Consider the following 17,534-nt stretch of genomic DNA (forward strand, 5'->3'; position numbering starts at 1 on the left):
TTCGGGATCGCGATGCCGACCTGGGCCATGCCCATCAGGCCGACGTCGCCGAGCTTGTTGTGGCGCGCAGCGGCCGTAACGCCGACGAGCAGCGCGATCACGACGGTGAGGGCCATCGCCAGCATGGCGAGCGGCACGGTGAGCGCGAGGCGTTCCAGGATCAGGTCGAGCACCGGCGAGCTGTAGGCGTAGCTGTCGCCGAGGTTGCCGGTGAGCAGGCCGCCGATCCAGTGCCAGTAGCGTGTCCACGCCGGCAAGTCGAGGCCCAGCTTGGTGGCCAGCGCTGCGACGGCTTCAGGAGAGGCATCCGGTCCCATCAGCATCTGCGCTGCATTGCCCGGAAGGATCTCCAGTACCAGGAACACGATGATGGATGCGCCCACCAGGGTGCCGATGAGCGTCAGTGTGCGTTTCAGCAGGAACAGGCCCATTTCAGTGACTCCGCTCTGCGTTGTGTCGTTGGGTGTTCTTGTCCAGGGTGTGTGCGAATGACACCGGATACTCCCCTCCGCGAATGTCCCCCGCCTTCGGCTCCTCCTTTATTTCGCTGCGGGGAGCACCCGGTGCCATTCGCACATGAGCGCGCCTTGAACAAGAGCGAGATTTCATGCCGAGATGCAGCTAGCAATCGCGCGGCCGACGTCCACAGTCGAAGCAGTGCCGCCCATGTCGCGAGTGCGCGGACCTTCGCTCAGCACAGTCTCGATGGCCGAGATCACCGCAGCCGAAGCCTCTGCGTACACGGGGTCGTTGTTGCCCAGATGGTCGAGCATCAGCGCGGCCGACCAGATCTGGCCGATCGGATTGGCGATGCCCTTGCCCGCGATGTCGGGCGCCGAACCGTGCACCGGTTCGAACAGTGAGGGGAATTTGCGTTCGGGGTTCAGGTTGGCCGAGGGCGCGATGCCGATGGTGCCGGTGCAGGCCGGGCCCAGGTCGGAGAGGATGTCTCCGAACAGGTTGGAAGCCACCACCACGTCGAACCAGTCGGGGTGCTGCACGAAATGCGCGCACAGGATGTCGATGTGGTACTTGCTCGTCGCCACGTCGGGGTAGCGCGTGGCGATCTCGGCCAGGCGCTCGTCCCAGTAGGGCATGGTGATCGAGATGCCGTTCGACTTGGTGGCGGCCACCAGATTCTTGCGCTTGCGGCGATTGGCGAGCTGGAACGCGTAGTCGATGATGCGGTCCACGCCGGTGCGGGTGAACACTGCCTCCTGGATCGCCATCTCGCGCGGCGTGCCTTCGAACAGGCGCCCACCCACCGAGGTGTACTCGCCCTCGGTGTTCTCGCGCACCACCAGAAAGTCGATGTCACCGGGCTTGCGGTGCGCCAGCGGGCCAGGCACGCCGGGCATCAGGCGCACGGGGCGCAGGTTGACGTACTGGTCAAAGTCACGGCGGATCTTGATGAGCAGGCCCCACACGGCGATGTGATCGGGCACCTTGTCGGGCGCACCCACCGCACCGAAATAGATCGCGTCGTGGCCCTGGATCTTGTCGGCCCAGTCGGCCGGCATCATCAGGCCGGTGCGCACATAGTGGTCGGAGCCCCAGTCGAAGTGGTCGTACGAGAAATCGATGCCGAAGCGGCGACCGACCGCATCGAGTACGCGCAACCCTTCGGGCATGACCTCGACGCCGATGCCGTCTCCGGGAATGACGGCAATCCTGTGCTTTTTCTGCATTGACTCAACCTGTTCCAAGTTCGTTTCGTTCGGTGCACCAGCGCTCGTGACGCAGGGCTTGCCAAAAAATTCTAGAAGCGAGAACCGGGCCTGAAGAGGGGGTTGGCACTCAAATGGCATTGACAAAATCAGAAGGCAAAGCGGAATGCCTTCACAGGGGATTACGAGAATTTCTTGTCATTGAATTGACTTTGACTTCAGAAAATTAGAAGGCGACAAGCATCCGCGACCGACCGCTTGCCGGCTCCGACAACCGGTTCATGAAGGTTTTCTGAAGCCCTCGGCGCGGGCGTGCCGGATACTCCACGCGCTTGCGATGCGCTCCGCAGAGACCGCCGCCTGGAGGACCATGAATCTTTTGCCTGTCGCCATGACGGCGCTTGCCCGGCGCTGGAAGCGGTGGTTGCAGCCCTCGCTGCTGCGGCGCCTGCTGCTGGCGCAGATCGCAGTGGTCGTGCTGCTGTGGGGCGCCATCCTGGCGCTGTTCCTGTACGACTCCAACCGCGTGACGGATCTGGTGCGCTACGACAAGATCTTCGATAGCGTCATCACGATTGCGCAGAACCTCGCGGCCGACCCTGCCCGTCAGCAGGAGGCCCTGAAGGCCTTCGACATGGCGCTGCTCGAAACCTCGGGTGACTTCAGTTCGGAGACGGACAAGGCGCCCGTCATGCAGGTGTGGCAGCGGGGGCGGCTCATCTTCAACTCCACAGCTGCCGCGCCGGTCATGCACACGGCAGTGCCGGGCCGGGTGGAGAACGTGCGCGTCGGCGAGCGCATGTGGCGCGCGCGCATGATGACTTCGCCGGGGCTCGACACCCGCGTGCTGCTGGCCGAGCCGAAAGTCCTGCGTTTCAGCTTCACCGTCGACCACCGCAGCTACTACCTGCTGCCGCTGGCCATCAGCCTGCCGTTTCTCGTCTTTCCGGCGTGGCTGTCGGTGCTGTTCGCGCTGCGGCCCTGGCGGCAGGTAACGCAAGAGACTGCCGAGCGTGGCCCGGCCGACCTGACGCCGCTGAGCTTCGAACCGCGGCACAAGGAGCTGCAGCCGCTGGTGCGCAGCATCAATGGCCTGCTGCGCAGCGTGCGCGACCGGGCATCGCGCGAGCGCGTGCTGATCGCCGATGCAGCGAATGAACTTCGCACGCCGCTCGATGCGATGCGCGTGAATGTCGAAGCGCTGAAGGAACAGACCGCCGACGCGGGCCAGCGCGAACTCATGATCAACCTGCTGCGCAGCAACGACCGCGCCGCGCGGCTGGTGGGCCAGTTGCAGCAGTTGATGCGCAGCGACGAGATGCCGCAGGACGCGGTGCCCATGCGGCTCGCGTTCGATGCGCTGGTGCAGGAGCGCATCCCGTTCGTGGAAGACCTTGCACGCGTGCGCGGCATCGGGCTGGACTTCGTGTCCGAAGGCGCGGTGCCGGTGTTCGGAGAGCGCGAGAGCCTGATCTCGATGGTGAGCAATCTCGTGGAGAACGCCATCAAGTACAGCCCGGATGGCGGCATTGTCACCGTGCGCGTTGCGTGCGAACCGGAATCGTCGAAGGCCGTGCTGCGCGTGACGGACCAGGGGCCGGGCATTCCGCCGGAGCTGCGCGAGCGCGTGTTCGACCGCTTCTTTCGCAACCCGGACCAGACGCAGTCGGGCAGCGGACTGGGGTTGGCGATCGTTCGTTCGGTGCTGAACAAGCATGGCGGCCGGATCGAACTGGCAGCCGGTGAAGACGGGAGCGGCCTGCTCGCGACCGTGTGGCTTCCGTTGTCGACGGGCTGACAGGGCCTTGCGTCCCCCGTACCATGGCCCGATGCGAACACTCCAACTCCCCACCGGCGGCGAGATGCCGGTCCTCGGTCTCGGCACCTGGCGCATGGGCGAAAACGCGGGGCATCGCGCGGCCGAAGTGAAGGCGGTGCGCGAGGCCATCGCGCTCGGCTACCGCCTCATCGACACCGCCGAGATGTACGGCGAAGGCGGCGCCGAAACCGTCCTGGGCCAGGCCATCGGCGAGGCCTTGCGTGCGGGCGACGTGCGGCGTGAAGAGCTCTTCGTCGTCAGCAAGGTCTACCCGCACAACGCCAGCAGGCGCGGCACGCGCGATGCCTGCGAGCGCAGCCTGAAGCGGCTGGGGCTCGACGCCGTCGATCTCTACCTGCTGCACTGGCGCGGCAGCCATCCGCTGAGCGAGACGGTCGCGGCAATGCATTCGCTGGTGGCAGACGGGCGCATAGCCCACTGGGGCGTGAGCAACTTCGACACCGACGATATGGAAGAGCTGGCGCAGGCCGTGGGCGATGGCCCGGAGTGCGCGGCCAATCAGGTTTACTTGTCGCTCGGCGAGCGCGGCCCGGAGTTCAGCCTGCTGCCCTGGCTGCGCGAACATGGCATGCCGCTGATGGCCTACAGCCCGATCGACCAGGGCGCGCTGGCCGAAGACGATGGGCTGGCTGAACTGGCCGAGCGGCTCGGCGTGACGGCCGCGCAACTGGCGCTGGCTGCGGTGATCGCGCGGCCCGGCGTGGCGGCGATTCCGAAGGCGGTGCGCAGCGCGCACCTGAAGGAGAACCTGGCGGCAGCGGAGTCGAAGCTCGATGCGGCAACTCTCGAAGAACTCGACCAGCTGCATCCACCGCCGCGGCGCAAGGGGCCGCTGGCGATGATCTAGCAAAGGCTCAGTGGGCTTCGGCCTGCTTGGCCGCAGCAATCACGGCCTGCTCGTCGTGCTTTGCACCATTGAGGAACAGGTTCAGCAGCACAGCCGCAATCGACGCTAGCAAGATGCCCGACTCGATCAGCGAGTGAATGGCATGCGGCATCCACTGCTTGAAGTTGGGCGCGATCAGCGGAATCATGCCGACGCCGATCGACACCGCGACGATCATCGCGTTGTGGCGATTGGTCTTGAAGTCCACGCCCGACAAAATGCGGATGCCGGTGGCCGCGACCATGCCGAACATCACGAGGCCCGCACCGCCGAGCACCACCGTGGGCAGCGACTCGACCAGCGCGGCCATCTTCGGCAGCAGGCCCAGCACGATCAGGATCGCGCCGCCGGCCACGCACACATAGCGGCTCTTGATGCCGGTGACGGCCACGAGGCCCACGTTCTGCGAGAAGCTGGTGTACGGAAAGGTGTTGAAGATGCCGCCGATCAGCGTGCCCAGGCCGTCGGTGCGCAGGCCGCGGGCCAGGTCCTTCTGGCTGATCTTGCGGTCGGTCATTTCACCGAGCGCGAGGAACATGCCGGTCGATTCGATCATCACCACGATCATGATGAGGGTCATCGTCAAGATCAGGATCGGGTCGAACTGCGGCATGCCGAAGTGAAAGGGCAGCACGATGTCGACCCACGCGGCCTTGCCCACCTTCTCGTAGGTCATGAGCCCGGTGATCGAGGCCACCACGGCGCCGATCACGATGCCGAGCAGCACCGAGATGTTGGCGATGAAGCCCTTGGCGTACTTGACGATCAGCAGGATCGACACCAGCACCAGCGCGGCCACGCCGAAGCCCGACAGGTCTGCGTACTTGGGGTTGGGAACGGTGGGCATGATCGCGAAGCCCTTGGGCACGGCGGGAATGGAGCTGCCGGGCGAGGTCACTTCGGCCAGCCACTTCGCGTAGACCGGGTCGACCAGCGCGGGCGCCGTCGGGCCCACGGGGTTGCCGAAGATCCAGTTGATGCCTACGCGCATCAGGCTGATGCCGATGACCGCGATGATGGTGCCGGTGACCACTGGCGGAAAGAAGCGCAGCATTCGGCTCACCAGCGGCGCGATCAGTATCGACACCACACCCGCGCCGATGATGGCGCCGAACAGCAGCTGCGCGCCGTTCTGGCCGGGGTTGGCATTGGCGATGGCGACCATCGGCGCGACCGACGCGAAAGTCACGCCCATCATCACCGGCAGCTTGATGCCGAAGAACTGCGTGGCGCCCAGCGCCTGGATCAGCGTGGCGATGCCGCAGCAGAAGAGGTCGGCCGAGATCAGCAGCGCGACCTCGTCGGGCGTGAGCTTGAGCGCGCGCCCGACGATCAGCGGCACCGCGACGGCGCCCGCATACATCACCAGCACGTGCTGCAGGCCGAGGGCCGCGAGCTTGCCCGAAGGCAGGCGCTGGTCCACGGGATGGACTGTTGAGAGAGAACTGTCGGCCGTCATCGTTGGGCTCCTGCTGCGGCGAGAAGGAAGGTGGGCGACACGGCTTGGCATGCGCACACCCCGTTGTGTACGCCAAACTGTATACAACTTATGCAACAATCCAGACTCTGGAAAACCCGCATCCGCGCAGGGGCCTCGCCGGGTGGTCAAGGCCGCAAGACTGTCGCCGGCCGCCGGGACCATCGACGCATGAATCCCTGCGCTATGCGCGCGGCCGGGCCTCGCGCACAGTGAGGCCCGAGGCCGCCTGCTTGGCATCGTGCTTCGCAATGGCCGCTTCGCTCGCCACATCCTCGGCATGGCTGAACATTCCCGGCGGAATGCGCACCGCGCCGATGGACAGCGTGGAGAAGGGCGTGAACCGGACCACGCCATGCCGGTCCTCGCCTTCGATGCCACCGGACTGTCTTTCCGCTTCGTCGTAGAGGCCGGGCGCCTGCCGGTTGAAGTCGTCGATCAGCGCGGTGCAGCGCCGGTGCCAATCGGGGCTCTGGAACAGCACCAGGAAGTCGTCGCCGCCGATGTGACCGACGAAGTCGCGATGGGCGTCTGCGTGCTGCGTTGCCAGTCGCGCGAGCAGCAAAATCATTTCGTCGCCGCGCCAGTAGCCGTAGTGGTCGTTGAACACCTTGAAGTTGTTCAGGTCGGCATAGCAGGCAGCAAAGTCGGCGCCGCTGTCCAGCAGGCGCGCAATGTGGATGTTGATGGGTATGTTGCCCGGCAACGAGGTCAGCGGATTGGCGTGCCGCGCGGCCTCGATGCGCGCCTCGGTCACGGCGCGCACGAGCTGGTCGCCCGTGCCCAGGCCAACGTAGCGCTTCTTCTCCGTGACGATGAAACCTTCGCTCAGGTAGCGCTGGTCTTCAGACATCAGGATGCCGAGCAGGCTCTCGACGTTCTCCTCACGCTCCACGATGCGCGGGGTGCTGCTGCCGTAGGCCAGGCAGGGGCGGCGGCCATGGACCTCGCGGAAGTACATCCGCGCGTAGTCGTTCATGAACGACTGCCGGTTGATCAGCGAGACGGGGGTGCCCTTGTCGACCACGGCGAGCGCATGCAGCTCGGGGTGCTTCTGGAAGATTGCGGAGACCTCGTCGATCGGCGTCTGCGGGCTGAGCGCAGGCGCCTGGATGACCGACAGGCTGCGCAGCACGTTGGGCTGCGACGGTTGCGACGCGTGCGGCATCACGGCGATGCGGGTGTCGCGGATGGTGGCCGCCATGGGCTCGGGCAGCGCCGGCTGCAACGCCGGCGCCGGCCGGCCGAACAGGTAGCCCTGGCCATGGGCAATGCCGAGGTCGCGCAGCACATGCAGGTCCTTCGCGTCTTCCACGCCCTCGGCAATGAGCTCGGTGCCCAGCGCGTTGCCGAAGCCGACGATGGCGCGCACCAGCGCCACGCTCTGCGGGCTGCTGGCGATGCCCTGGGTCAGCAGCTTGTCGATCTTCACGAAGTCTGGCTGCAGGTCTTTCCAGCGCCGCAGGTTGGAATGGCCTTCGCCGAAGTCGTCGAGCGCAACACGTGCGCCCAGCGCATGCAGCGCCTCGACCGCACGCCCAAGCGCCTCGGGGCTGCCGGTGGCCCGCTGCTCGGTGAGCTCCACTGTCACGTCGCGGGCACTGACGTTGTGGTGCGCGAGCATGCGTTCGAGCCAGCACGCCGTGCCCGCGCCGCCCATGGCCGCGACCAGCGCGTCGGCGCTCATGTTCACGAACAGCCGGCCCGCATCGGGCAGGCGGCCCCACTGGGCGAGGATGACTTCCACGCACAGCAGCTCGAACTCGGTCAGCCGCGACTCGGCCGCGGCAAGTGCAAGCAGCGCCTGCGGGCTGTGGAGCGGGGTGCCGGTCGGTCCGCGAATGAGGGCTTCATGGCCGAAGACCGTGCCCTTGCGCAGATCCACGATGGGCTGGAAGAAGGGCGAGATCGCAGGAGGCGAGGCAGGGGTGGCGTTGGGCCGGGTTTGCCGGGGCATGCTGTGGAAGTTGTTCGTCGGCGGCGCTTGCGCACGGGAAAAACGCGTAAGCCATTCGGGCTACAGCATGACGCGGTTGTGTGACAGCCGCACCGGCCCTGCCGGCCGTGGGGTCAGGCGAGCAGCGCCTTGACCAGGTCGAGCTGGCGGTCGGGCTTGTCGGTGCCGAGTTCGAGGCTGGACTCGATGCGCTCCAGGTGGTCGATCATGCTCGTCACCGCGGCCTCCACATCGCCCTTGCGGCACAGGCGCAAGAAATCGGCGTGCTCGTCCGACGAGCAATGCGGGTCGTTCGACGAGTGGTAGAGCATCGCAATCAGCGAGCTGCGTGCGACCAGTTCACGCACCAGCTCGGCGAGCGTGCGGTTGCCGGTGGCCTCGGCCAGCGCCACGTGGAAGTCGCCCAGCAGCTTCTCGCGCACAGTGCCCGTGGTGGTGGTCTGGCGCAGTGCGGTGCGCTCGAACTTGATGTGCTGCTCCAGCACCTGGTAGTCGCGCGGCCGCGCGGCGGCGATGAACAGGCGCACCACTTCGCTTTCGAGGATGCGGCGCACCGCGAACACCTCGCGGGCCTCTTCCACCGAGGGCTGGCAGACGAAGGCGCCCTTGTCGGGAATCATCTCGATGAGCTTGTCCTTCGACAGCATCAGCAATGCGGCGCGCACCTTGGTGCGGCTTACCGAATACACCCGACCCAGCGCTTCTTCGCGCAGCCAGGTGCCGGGCGGCAGGCGCTTCTCGACGATCGCGGTGGCGATGTCGTTGGCGATGCTTTCGATGGAGCTGTTCTTGTCGGCTGCAGCCACGCCGTTCTCGTCCGGAACGGCGGTGGCAGGGGAAGCGGAGGGTTTGGAACTGGCGCGGGGCATGCGCGGATTGTGGCCTAGCGCGGGAGAGTGAAGCCCTCGAGCGCACCAATGATGGGCTTGGGCAGGGGCTTTGCCAATTCGCCGCGCTTGCTGGTGCGCAGCTTCAGGGCAACGAGCGATTCGATCAGCTTGGTGCCCGCGGCCACGCCGTCGATCACGGGCACGCCGAGCACCTGCTCGATGTGCGCGCACAGGTCGGTCATGCCGGCGCAACCGAGCACGATGCAGTCGGAGCCGTCTTCTTCGAGCGCGCGCCGGCATTCGTCGACGATGCGTTCCCGCGCGCCCGAGCCCGGCTCTTCCAGTTCGAGCACGGGCAGTTCGCAGGCGCGCACGTTGGCGCAGAAGCGCTCCATGCCGTAGATCTCGGCCAGGTGCCAGGCCTGGCCCATGGTGCGGCCCAGCGTGGTCACCACGCTGAAACGGCTGCCGATCATGCTGGCCAGGTGCATCGCCGCCTCGGCGATGCCCACCACCGGGCCGCGTGCCAGCTCGCGCGCGGCCTTCAGGCCCGGGTCGCCGAAGCAGGCGATCACGTAGCCGTCGATGCCGTCGCGCTCGCCCGAAGCGATCTCCTGCAGCAAGCCCGGCACGGCCAGCGCCTCGTCGTAGTGGCTTTCGATGGAGACCGGCCCCATGGCCGGGCTCACGGCCACGATCTCGGTGCCGGCATGCGCCACCGCGCGGGCGCAGGCGCCGATCTTCTCGGTCATGCTCCAGGTGGTGTTGGGATTGATGATCTTGATGCGCACGGCGCGGTCCCTTTCTTTCTCTTTCAGTTCAAGTCTTGCTGTTGCGGTTCAGCAGGGCATAGAGGACGAAGCCCAGGCCCATGCCGATGAACCAAGCATAGTTGGCGCCACCGCGCAGCGCAGGCACCATCACGCACAGGATCGGTACGAGGGCCGACGGCACCAGCGCCTGGATCGCCTTCGGGTTGTAGCCGCCGCTGTACCAGTATTCGCCCTTGGGGCTCATCGTGTAGAGCGCGTCCACGTCGATGCGCTGCTTGCGCACGATGTAGTAGTCGGCAATCAGGATGCCGAACAGCGGGCCGATGAACGAACCCAGTACGTCCAGTGTGTAGTGAATGACCTCGGGGCTGTTGTAGAGGTTCCACGGCGTAAGAAACACCGAGCCCACCGCGGCGATCATGCCGCCCGTGCGCCAGCTGATGTGCTGCGGCGCCACGTTCGAGAAGTCGAAGGCTGGCGAGACGAAGTTGGCCACGATGTTGATGCCGATGGTGGCGATCATGAAGGTCAGCGCGCCCAGCACCACGGCGGTGGTGCTGTCGATCTTGCCCACGGTGTGCACCGGATCGGTGATGAGTTCACCAAACACGGGCAGCGTGGCGGCGGTGGTGATGACGGTCAGCAGCGAGAAGAACACGAAGTTCACCGGCAGGCCCCAGAAGTTGCCCTTCTTCACCGCGTCGAAGCTCTTGCCGTAGCGCGAGAAATCGCCGAAGTTGAGCATCGGGCCGCTGAAGTAGCTCACCACCAGCGCAATGGCCGAGAGCATCACCGGCAGCGCGTCCCAGCCCTGGAACTTGATGCCGCCCAGGTTCAGGTCGATGTTGCTCCAACCGGCCTTCCACACCAGCCAGCCGCAGAGCACGGCCATCACCACGTACACCGCCGGGCCGGCCCAGTCGATGAACTTGCGGATGGCGTCCATGCCGCGCCAGAACACGAAGGCCTGCAGCACCCACATGACCATGAACGCGACCCAGCCAAGCGCCGAGAGACCGACGAAGCCGTACTGCGCGACATCGGCATACGGCGCGAGGCCCGGGGCCATGTGCAGCGCCAGCACCATGAACGCCGCCGACGCGAGATACGTCTGCACGCCGTACCAGGCCACCGCGATCAGCCCGCGGATGATGGCCGGAATGTTCGCGCCCAGCACGCCGAAGGGCGCGCGGCACACCACGGGGTAGGGCACACCCGTCACCTGGCTGGGCTTGGCCACCAGGTTGCAGAAGAACTGCACGATCACGATGCCCACCAGCAGCGACACCAGCACCTGCCAACTCGACAGGCCCAGCGCGAACAGGCTGCCGGCCGTGATGTAGCCGCCCACGCTGTGCACGTCGGACATCCAGAAGGCAAAGATGTTGTATTGGCCCCAGGTCTGCTTCTTCAGCGGAGCGAGGTCTTCGTTGGTCAGGCGCGGGTGGTAGCCGGGCTTGATGAGGGCGTTCGATTCCGCGTGCGGCGCAAGGCCGGCTTCGCTTGCCCCCGCGGGGGCCTGGCTGACGACTGTGCTCATGGTCTTTCCTCGTGCGAGTGGGGTGGATTGAGTGCCTGCTTTTCGGATGCGTTATTTGTATACAAAAAATGCACTCAATCAAGACCATTCGGGGAATCATATATCCGTAGATTCCCTGATGCGCTGTAGACGTTGCGGGGTGAACCCCGAGGCGTGCGTAGCGCGCCGCTATGCTGCGGCAAACATTTGGAGGTGGAGATGCAAAGAGAAAACTGGGGGCGTGCCGCCCGGTGCATGGCGGTGCTGCTTTGCTGTGCCGCGTTGGGAGGCTGTGGTCTCTATTCCGTCAACCGCGAGGCGAAGCTGTACCGCGCCGAGATGGCCGAGGAGATGAGGCGTGAGGTGGAAGAGTGCCGCAATGGCTCCTCACCGGAAAAGCGGCACGTTCTGGACCATCGCTACCGGGATACCGACGCGTCCGACTGCTACAGCGCGGTGATCTCCGCTGCCAGCCGCTCGCTCGAGGGAGCGAGGGTCGATAGGATTCAGAAACCGACGATAGGCAGTTCGCCGTCCGCCGTTGCAATACGCAAGCCGTGGACGCCCCAGGAAGTGGCCCAGGCAACCTCCGCGGCCGAAGTGCTCGGCCAGATGGCGTGGCCTGCAGTGCTGAGCAAAGTGGTCTACCGACGGTATGCGCCTGAGGCAAGCCGGGGCGACTGCGCCTACAGGCCGGATCTGCATCCGCTGGAGCGGCTGAAGAGGGTCCCGTCCGCCGGTGCCGGCAAATGGGAGTCATGGGAGCACTCGGGGGTCGGCTGCAAAGCCGTGGGAGGCCTGTACTACGAGACCTTCGTTTATCGCCTGCCCCACGGGCCGATCGCACAAGCGTTCATTGTCTTTCGCGGTACGGAGAACTACAGCGGCCAGTTGTTGCCCGATTGGGAAGCGAATCTGGCGATGGCGCTGAATCTCGAACCACAGCAGTTCGTGCAGGTCCGGATCGGATTGAAAGAGATCGTCAGAAAATTGAAGAAAGACGCCCCGAATGTCGAGATCTACACAGCCGGGCATTCCTTGGGGGGCAGCATGGCGCAACTGGCCGCATACATGAGTGAGGACGTGAAGATCGCCTACGCCTTCAACACGTCGCCGGTGAGCGGCTGGACGTGGTTGCGCAAGCAGCAGAGCGAAAACCCGGGAGAAGTCGTGATGCCGAGAAAGGATCCCCCGATCATCAGGGTCATGCAGGACGATGAGGCTCTGGGGTTCATCCGGGTGTTCTCCAACGCGGCGAACTCGACAGTGCGCCGTACAGGCCGCACCGACGTGGCGCTGGATTTCCCTTCGAGCCGCGACGTGCTGAAAATCTCCAAGGTGTCGGGGCGTCTGAGCGCTGGCGTGGCCCTGCACTCCATTACTTTGCTCGCGTGCAACTTGACGGCTCGCGTCGCGAATGGAGCTCCCGGTGCATTTGGCTTCACGAAGGAGCAGGCTGAAGCGGTTATCAGCGAGCGAGATGGAGCCTATTCGGTAACGGGCGCCGAAAGGACAGAAGGCCTATGCCAGGTGGTTGACCGTGGCGCGAATTGCACGGTGAACTGGACCGGCGCAGGTTGGCCGACAAACTGCAGGTCGGACCAGGCGCCCTCGCTCAGCCCGTCGCCATGAGGTTTTCACATCCCGACGGTCGCGCGGATTGCATCGGGGGAGCCGGCCGTTTCTGTCGCTCTCGATCTCATTGACTGATCGAAATCCGTGTGGCTCAGAGAAAAAATATATCGCTTTCAGTTGTGAGACGCGCTGCTTAGAGTCCCGTCCATCCCCCACTTTCGATGGCAAGAACCATGAGCAACACAACCACCCGCATCCCCTTTCATCTCGCGTTTCCGGTGCGCGACATCGCCGAAGCGCGCGCCTTCTACGGCGACCTGCTGGGATGCCCCGAAGGCCGCAGCGCGCCCGAATGGGTCGACTTCGATTTCTACGGCCATCAGATCGTGGCGCACCTGGCGCCAGACGAATGCGGCCACCACCAGAGCAGTTCGGTCGACGGTCACGACGTGCCGGTGCGTCACTTCGGCGCGATCGTTCCCATGGACCAATGGCAGGCCATGGCCGACAAACTCATCGCCCGCCAGACCAAGTTCGTCATCGAGCCCTATATCCGGTTCAAGGGCGAGCCCGGCGAGCAGGCGACGATGTTCTTCCTGGACCCCTCCGGGAACGCCATCGAGATGAAGTCGTTCGCGGACCTGAGCTCGCTTTTCGCCCGCTGAACGGGCAATGGCCCATGGGTCGCGGGGGCGCTGGCGCCCTGTGCGTGCGCGCCTTTAAGATGCGCTCGCCCGCCGCGGTCGCCGACCGCGCGTTGACGCAACAGAGTCTCGCCCATGCTCCAACTTCTCTCCGATCCCCAGGTCTGGATCGCCTTCGCCACCCTGACCGCGCTTGAGCTGGTCCTCGGGATCGACAACATCATCTTCATCTCGATCCTGGTCGACAAGCTGCCGCTGGCCCAGCGCGAATTCGCACGGCGCATCGGCCTTTTCATGGCCATGTTCATGCGCATCGGCCTGCTGCTGGTGCTGGCATGGATCGTCGGGCTGGTGAAGCCGCTCTTCGTGGTGTTCGGCCAGGAGATCTCGGGCCGCGACCTGATCCTGATACTGGGTGGGCTGTTCCTGATCTGGAAGAGCACGAGCGAGGTTCACCAGTCGCTGGAAGGCGAACACGAGCACAAGCAGAGCACGGCCAAGGCGACCTTCGCCTCGGTGATCCTGCAGATCATGCTTATCGACCTGGTGTTCTCGCTCGATTCGATCATCACCGCGGTCGGCATGGTGGACGACGTGCGCGTCATGATCGCGGCGGTGATCGCCTCGGTGCTGCTCATGATGCTGTTCGCCGGGCCGATCGGCCGCTTCGTCTCCAACCATCCCACCATCAAGATGCTGGCGCTGTCCTTCCTGGTGGTGGTGGGTGTCGTGCTGGTCGCCGAAGGCTTCGAGCATCACGTGCCCAAGGGGTATGTGTACTTCGCAATGGCTTTCTCGCTGAGCGTGGAAATGCTCAACATCCGCATGCGCAAGAAGTCGGCGAAGCCCGTGGTGCTGAATCCGCCCCACATACCGGGCGATTGAGGGGCCGAGCCGGTCAAGTCGGCACTACGCCGAACGTCGGCGAGTCGGTGCCGTCGCGTCGACCGCATCGCGCAGGCATTGGGCGAAGTGCGCCACCACGGGCGGACTGGCCCGGGGCTTGCGATGAAGCAAGCCGATTTCGCGATGGAAAGTGAACTCGCCCAGCGAGACGATGCGCACCCCCGCAGGCATCGGAAGATGCGCCTCGACCAGCGGGACAAGCGCCACGCCCAGCCCCCTGGAGGCCAGATGGATCAATCCGGGAATCTCGTCGATCTCGATGGCGTCGTTGACCGCAAGGCCTTCCCGGCGCAGAAACGCCTCGACCATCCGCCCTCCGAACGAAGCCCTGTCGTAGCGAAGGAACGGCTGTTCCTGGATCAGCGCCCGCCAGTTCTTCGTTGCGGGAACGGCCTTGGGCACGACCAGCACAAAGGGCTCCTGCACCAATGCCTGCCACGTCAGGTCGGGAGGCATTCCGAAGGGCGGGCGGATGATCACGGCCGCATCGATCTTGCCGGCGTCCAGGTCGTCCATCAGGCGCATCGAGACGCCGGGCGACACATGGACGCGCACAAGGGGGAATGATTTGCGCAGCTGCTCGAGCGCACGCGCGAGCAGCGTAGGCTGCGCCGAGGCAATCGAGCCGATGCGAAGGATCCCCCGGGTGGCGTCGTCGTGAGGAAGTTCGCCGAGCTTGGCGAACAGGGCGCAGATTTCTTCCGCCCGCGGCAAGGTCGTCTGGCCCGCGACGTTCAAGGTGGCCGATCGGCCCGTCCGGTCGAAGAGCTCGAAGCCCAGGGCCTCTTCGAGCCGTTTCATCTGGCTGCTCACTGCCGATTGTGTGAGGCCGATGCGGTCGCCGGCTGCCGCGAAGGTGCCGAGCTTGCACACCGCAATGAAGGTCTTGAGTTCGTTTATCACGCCTGGAGCATCGCAAACATCGATGCTCGGGTCAATCGAGCTTCAACAGAAGTGATGGATGTCTGGCCGTCCAACGGGCATGGGCTATTCTTCGCACCCTTCCAAGCAGGTATCCGCCTCGCACCGATCGATGCCTTCCATCAAATTCCGCTCGCGGCTCTCGCTGGCCTTTGCAGCGCTCGTTGCGCTGGTCTGCGTGCAGGCAGCCTTCATCTACCTGGGCTCCGAGCGCGTCACCTTTTATGCGCAGCACAGCCGGCTGGCGAGCGACATCCAGTCCGACCTGCTGGAGCTGTCCGCCAACAAGCAGCGGCTGCGGGTCTGGGCCTCGCAGCGGCTGATGAATGGCGACGCACCCATCGAGTCGCGCGACCGCTGGCTGGCCGGCATGCGCTCCAGCGCAGCCAGCCTGCGGGACCTGACACAGCGCGACCTGGCCTGGTGGACCACCGTGACCTCGGCGCGGGGCACACAGGTGCCCGAAGCGGTGACCCAGCTGGCGGCCAGCATCGACCTGCTCGATGCCAACATCGCCGCGGTCCAGGATCGCCTGCTGCAGCTCACGCCACTGCAGCCGGGAGCGGAGTTTTCATCGGTGTGGCAGCAGATCAACCAGGTGTTCGACGTGACGCGCGGGCGCGACCTGCGCGAACTCGTCAACGGCGCAATCGAGCGCCAGAAGCAGGCGGTGCCGGCCGCGCGCCTGGCCACCGAGCACGCCATCGAGGTGCTGCGCCTGCAGGCCATCGGCCTCGCTGTGTTGACCCTGGCAGCGGCGGTGCTGCTCGCCATTCGCCTGAACCGGCGGCTGCAGGCACCCATCGCCAGCCTGCTGACCGGCACGCAGGCCTTGCAGGCGGGCCAGATGGACCATCGCATGGCAGTCGGCTCGGGTGACGAATTCGGCCAGGTGGCCGAGAACTTCAACGCCATGGCCGCCGAACTGCAGCAGCGCCGAAGCGATGCCGAAGCTGCGCGGCACAAGCTCGAAGAAGCAGTGGATGCGCGCACGGCCGAGTTGCAGACCGCGCACGTCACGCTGCAGAACATCGACCAGCGCCGCCGCCAGTTGTTTGCCGACCTGAGCCACGAGCTGCGCACGCCGGCCACCGCCATCCGCGGCGAGGCCGAGATTGCGCTGCGCGGCACCGACAAGCCACTGGCCGAATACAAGGAAACGCTGTCGCGCATCGTCGGCGGCGTGGAGCAGCTCGCGCGGGTGATCGACGACCTGATGCTGATCGCGCGCGCCGAGGCCGATCAGCTCGTCATGCGGCAGGACCAGGTGGACCTCGGCCTGCTGGTCGGCGATGCCACCGAGCAGGCCGAGGCGCTGGGTGCGCTGCACGGCGTTGGGGTTCGCCTCGATGCCTCGCACGACGCACAGCCAGGGCTGCTCTACGTGCATGCCGATGCCGACCGGCTGCGCCAGGCCTTGGTGATCGTGCTCGACAACGCGGTGCGCTATTCGCGCTCGGGCGGCGAGGTCCGCATCGGCTGGCGTGAAGTCGACGGATGCGCGGAGATCGCGGTGCGCGACAAGGGCATCGGCATCGACGCCGACGAGCTGCCCACGGTGTTCCAGCGCTTCACGCGCGGCCAGCGCGCGCGGGCTCATCGGGTCGACGGCACCGGCATCGGCCTGTCGATCGCGCAGGCCATCGTTGTCGCGCACGAAGGCCGCATCGACATAGACAGCGAACCGTTCGTGGGCACGACGGTTCGCATCCGGCTGCCGCGCTTTGATGGCGCAGCCAGCCCCACAACGCCGGAGGCCGCATGAACAACATCCTCGTGGTCGAAGACGATCCGCGCGTGGCCGACTTTCTGCAGCGCGGCCTGCGCGCCGAAGGCTATGGCGTGCAGCTGGCGCGCACCGGCACCGAGGGCCTGGCATTGGCGCGCGGCGGTGAGCCGGCGCTGCTCATCCTCGACCTGATGCTGCCCGGCATCAGCGGCCTGGAGCTCTGCCAGACGATGCGCGCCGAAGGCCATCATGTGCCGGTGCTGATGCTCACGGCCATGAGCTCGCTGGAGGACAAAGTCAACGGCCTGCGGCTGGGCGCGGACGACTATCTGACCAAGCCCTTTGCCTTCGAGGAGCTGCTCGCGCGCATCGAGGCGCTGCTGCGGCGCGGACGCGAACAGCGCGTGAAAGCGAGCAGCCTGCAGGTGGCCGACCTCGTGCTGGACCGCGAACGCATGCAGGTCACGCGGGCCGGACAGCCGATTGCGCTGACGGCGAAGGAGCTGGCCTTCCTGGAGCTGCTGATGAGCGCGCCCGGCCGCGTCTACAGCCGCGAGCGCATCCTCTCGAACGTGTGGGGCACCAACGAGGATCCGCTGACCAATGTGGTCGACGTCTACGTGCGCCGCCTCAGGGCCAAGATCGACGAGGGCCACCCGCTCGCGCTGCTCAAGACCGTGCGCGGCTTCGGCTACCGGCTCGACGCGCAGGAGGCCTGAACAACTGGACGCCCGGGCGCGCGTTCATCCGTTGTTCATCTGCGCTTCAACCTGCGTTCATGGCCCGGCACGGGTCGTGTTCATCTCTGCG

The 17,534-nt window shown here is 65.7% G+C and carries 15 protein-coding genes; 7 read left to right on the forward strand and 8 right to left on the reverse strand.

Annotated features, from left to right (window positions below):
• Both BMW87_RS30000 and BMW87_RS30005 read right to left on the reverse strand, forming a co-directional pair.
• The coding region (locus BMW87_RS30000) for an ABC transporter permease (protein ID WP_143062627.1) at positions 1-431 on the reverse strand (431 nt) is incomplete at its 3' end.
• 174 nt (positions 432-605) lie between these two features.
• Entirely contained in the window at positions 606-1,688 is a 1,083-nt protein-coding gene (locus tag BMW87_RS30005) for a tartrate dehydrogenase (protein ID WP_093058883.1), read from the reverse strand.
• Between the two features lie 349 nt (positions 1,689-2,037).
• Here BMW87_RS30005 and BMW87_RS30010 point away from each other — a divergent pair, with 349 nt between their 5' ends.
• Entirely contained in the window at positions 2,038-3,465 is a 1,428-nt protein-coding gene (locus BMW87_RS30010; protein WP_093081327.1) for a sensor histidine kinase, read from the forward strand.
• A 31-nt stretch (positions 3,466-3,496) separates the two neighbouring features.
• On the forward strand, positions 3,497-4,354 hold the full coding sequence (locus tag BMW87_RS30015) for an aldo/keto reductase (protein WP_093081330.1): 858 nt from the start codon (positions 3,497-3,499) through the stop codon (positions 4,352-4,354).
• A gap of 7 nt (positions 4,355-4,361) precedes the next feature.
• On the opposite strand, the gene BMW87_RS30020 is transcribed toward BMW87_RS30015, so the two are convergent.
• From BMW87_RS30020 to BMW87_RS30040, 5 genes are all read right to left on the reverse strand, one after another.
• On the reverse strand, positions 4,362-5,852 hold the full coding sequence (locus tag BMW87_RS30020; protein WP_093058880.1) for a nucleobase:cation symporter-2 family protein: 1,491 nt from the start codon (positions 5,850-5,852) through the stop codon (positions 4,362-4,364).
• Between the two features lie 202 nt (positions 5,853-6,054).
• Positions 6,055-7,827, reverse strand: coding sequence for an EAL domain-containing protein (locus BMW87_RS30025; RefSeq protein WP_093081332.1), 1,773 nt, complete (start codon positions 7,825-7,827; stop codon positions 6,055-6,057).
• Positions 7,828-7,940: 113 nt separating this feature from the next.
• Positions 7,941-8,696 carry a GntR family transcriptional regulator gene (locus BMW87_RS30030; protein ID WP_093081335.1) on the reverse strand — a complete coding sequence of 252 codons (756 nt, stop codon included), beginning with the start codon at positions 8,694-8,696 and terminating at the stop codon, positions 7,941-7,943.
• 14 nt (positions 8,697-8,710) lie between these two features.
• On the reverse strand, positions 8,711-9,448 hold the full coding sequence (locus BMW87_RS30035) for an aspartate/glutamate racemase family protein (RefSeq protein WP_093058877.1): 738 nt from the start codon (positions 9,446-9,448) through the stop codon (positions 8,711-8,713).
• A gap of 28 nt (positions 9,449-9,476) precedes the next feature.
• Complete coding sequence (locus BMW87_RS30040; protein WP_093081337.1) at positions 9,477-10,970, reverse strand: NCS1 family nucleobase:cation symporter-1; 1,494 nt, start codon at positions 10,968-10,970, stop codon at positions 9,477-9,479.
• A gap of 198 nt (positions 10,971-11,168) precedes the next feature.
• On the opposite strand from BMW87_RS30040, the gene BMW87_RS30045 reads away from it, so the two are divergent.
• From BMW87_RS30045 to BMW87_RS30055, 3 genes are all read left to right on the forward strand, one after another.
• Positions 11,169-12,581, forward strand: a complete 1,413-nt coding sequence (locus BMW87_RS30045) for a Tle-like phospholipase domain-containing protein (RefSeq protein ID WP_143062628.1) — start codon at positions 11,169-11,171, stop codon at positions 12,579-12,581.
• Positions 12,582-12,802: 221 nt separating this feature from the next.
• Positions 12,803-13,189, forward strand: coding sequence for a VOC family protein (locus BMW87_RS30050; protein ID WP_371127416.1), 387 nt, complete (start codon positions 12,803-12,805; stop codon positions 13,187-13,189).
• 114 nt (positions 13,190-13,303) lie between these two features.
• On the forward strand, positions 13,304-14,053 hold the full coding sequence (locus BMW87_RS30055) for a TerC family protein (protein WP_093081345.1): 750 nt from the start codon (positions 13,304-13,306) through the stop codon (positions 14,051-14,053).
• Between the two features lie 24 nt (positions 14,054-14,077).
• On the opposite strand, the gene BMW87_RS30060 is transcribed toward BMW87_RS30055, so the two are convergent.
• Positions 14,078-14,977 carry a LysR family transcriptional regulator gene (locus BMW87_RS30060; RefSeq protein ID WP_093081347.1) on the reverse strand — a complete coding sequence of 300 codons (900 nt, stop codon included), beginning with the start codon at positions 14,975-14,977 and terminating at the stop codon, positions 14,078-14,080.
• A gap of 130 nt (positions 14,978-15,107) precedes the next feature.
• Here BMW87_RS30060 and BMW87_RS30065 point away from each other — a divergent pair, with 130 nt between their 5' ends.
• A complete protein-coding gene (locus BMW87_RS30065) occupies positions 15,108-16,760 on the forward strand; it encodes a sensor histidine kinase (RefSeq protein WP_093058871.1) in 1,653 nt (550 codons plus the stop codon).
• Positions 16,757-17,443: a response regulator transcription factor gene (locus BMW87_RS30070; RefSeq protein ID WP_093058870.1), complete on the forward strand. Its 687-nt coding sequence runs from the start codon at positions 16,757-16,759 to the stop codon at positions 17,441-17,443. Before BMW87_RS30065 ends, BMW87_RS30070 begins: the two co-directional genes overlap by 4 nt.
• Positions 17,444-17,534 lie beyond the last annotated feature (91 nt).

Source organism: Variovorax sp. OV084, from assembly GCF_900111625.1.
Taxonomy (GTDB): domain Bacteria; phylum Pseudomonadota; class Gammaproteobacteria; order Burkholderiales; family Burkholderiaceae_C; genus Variovorax.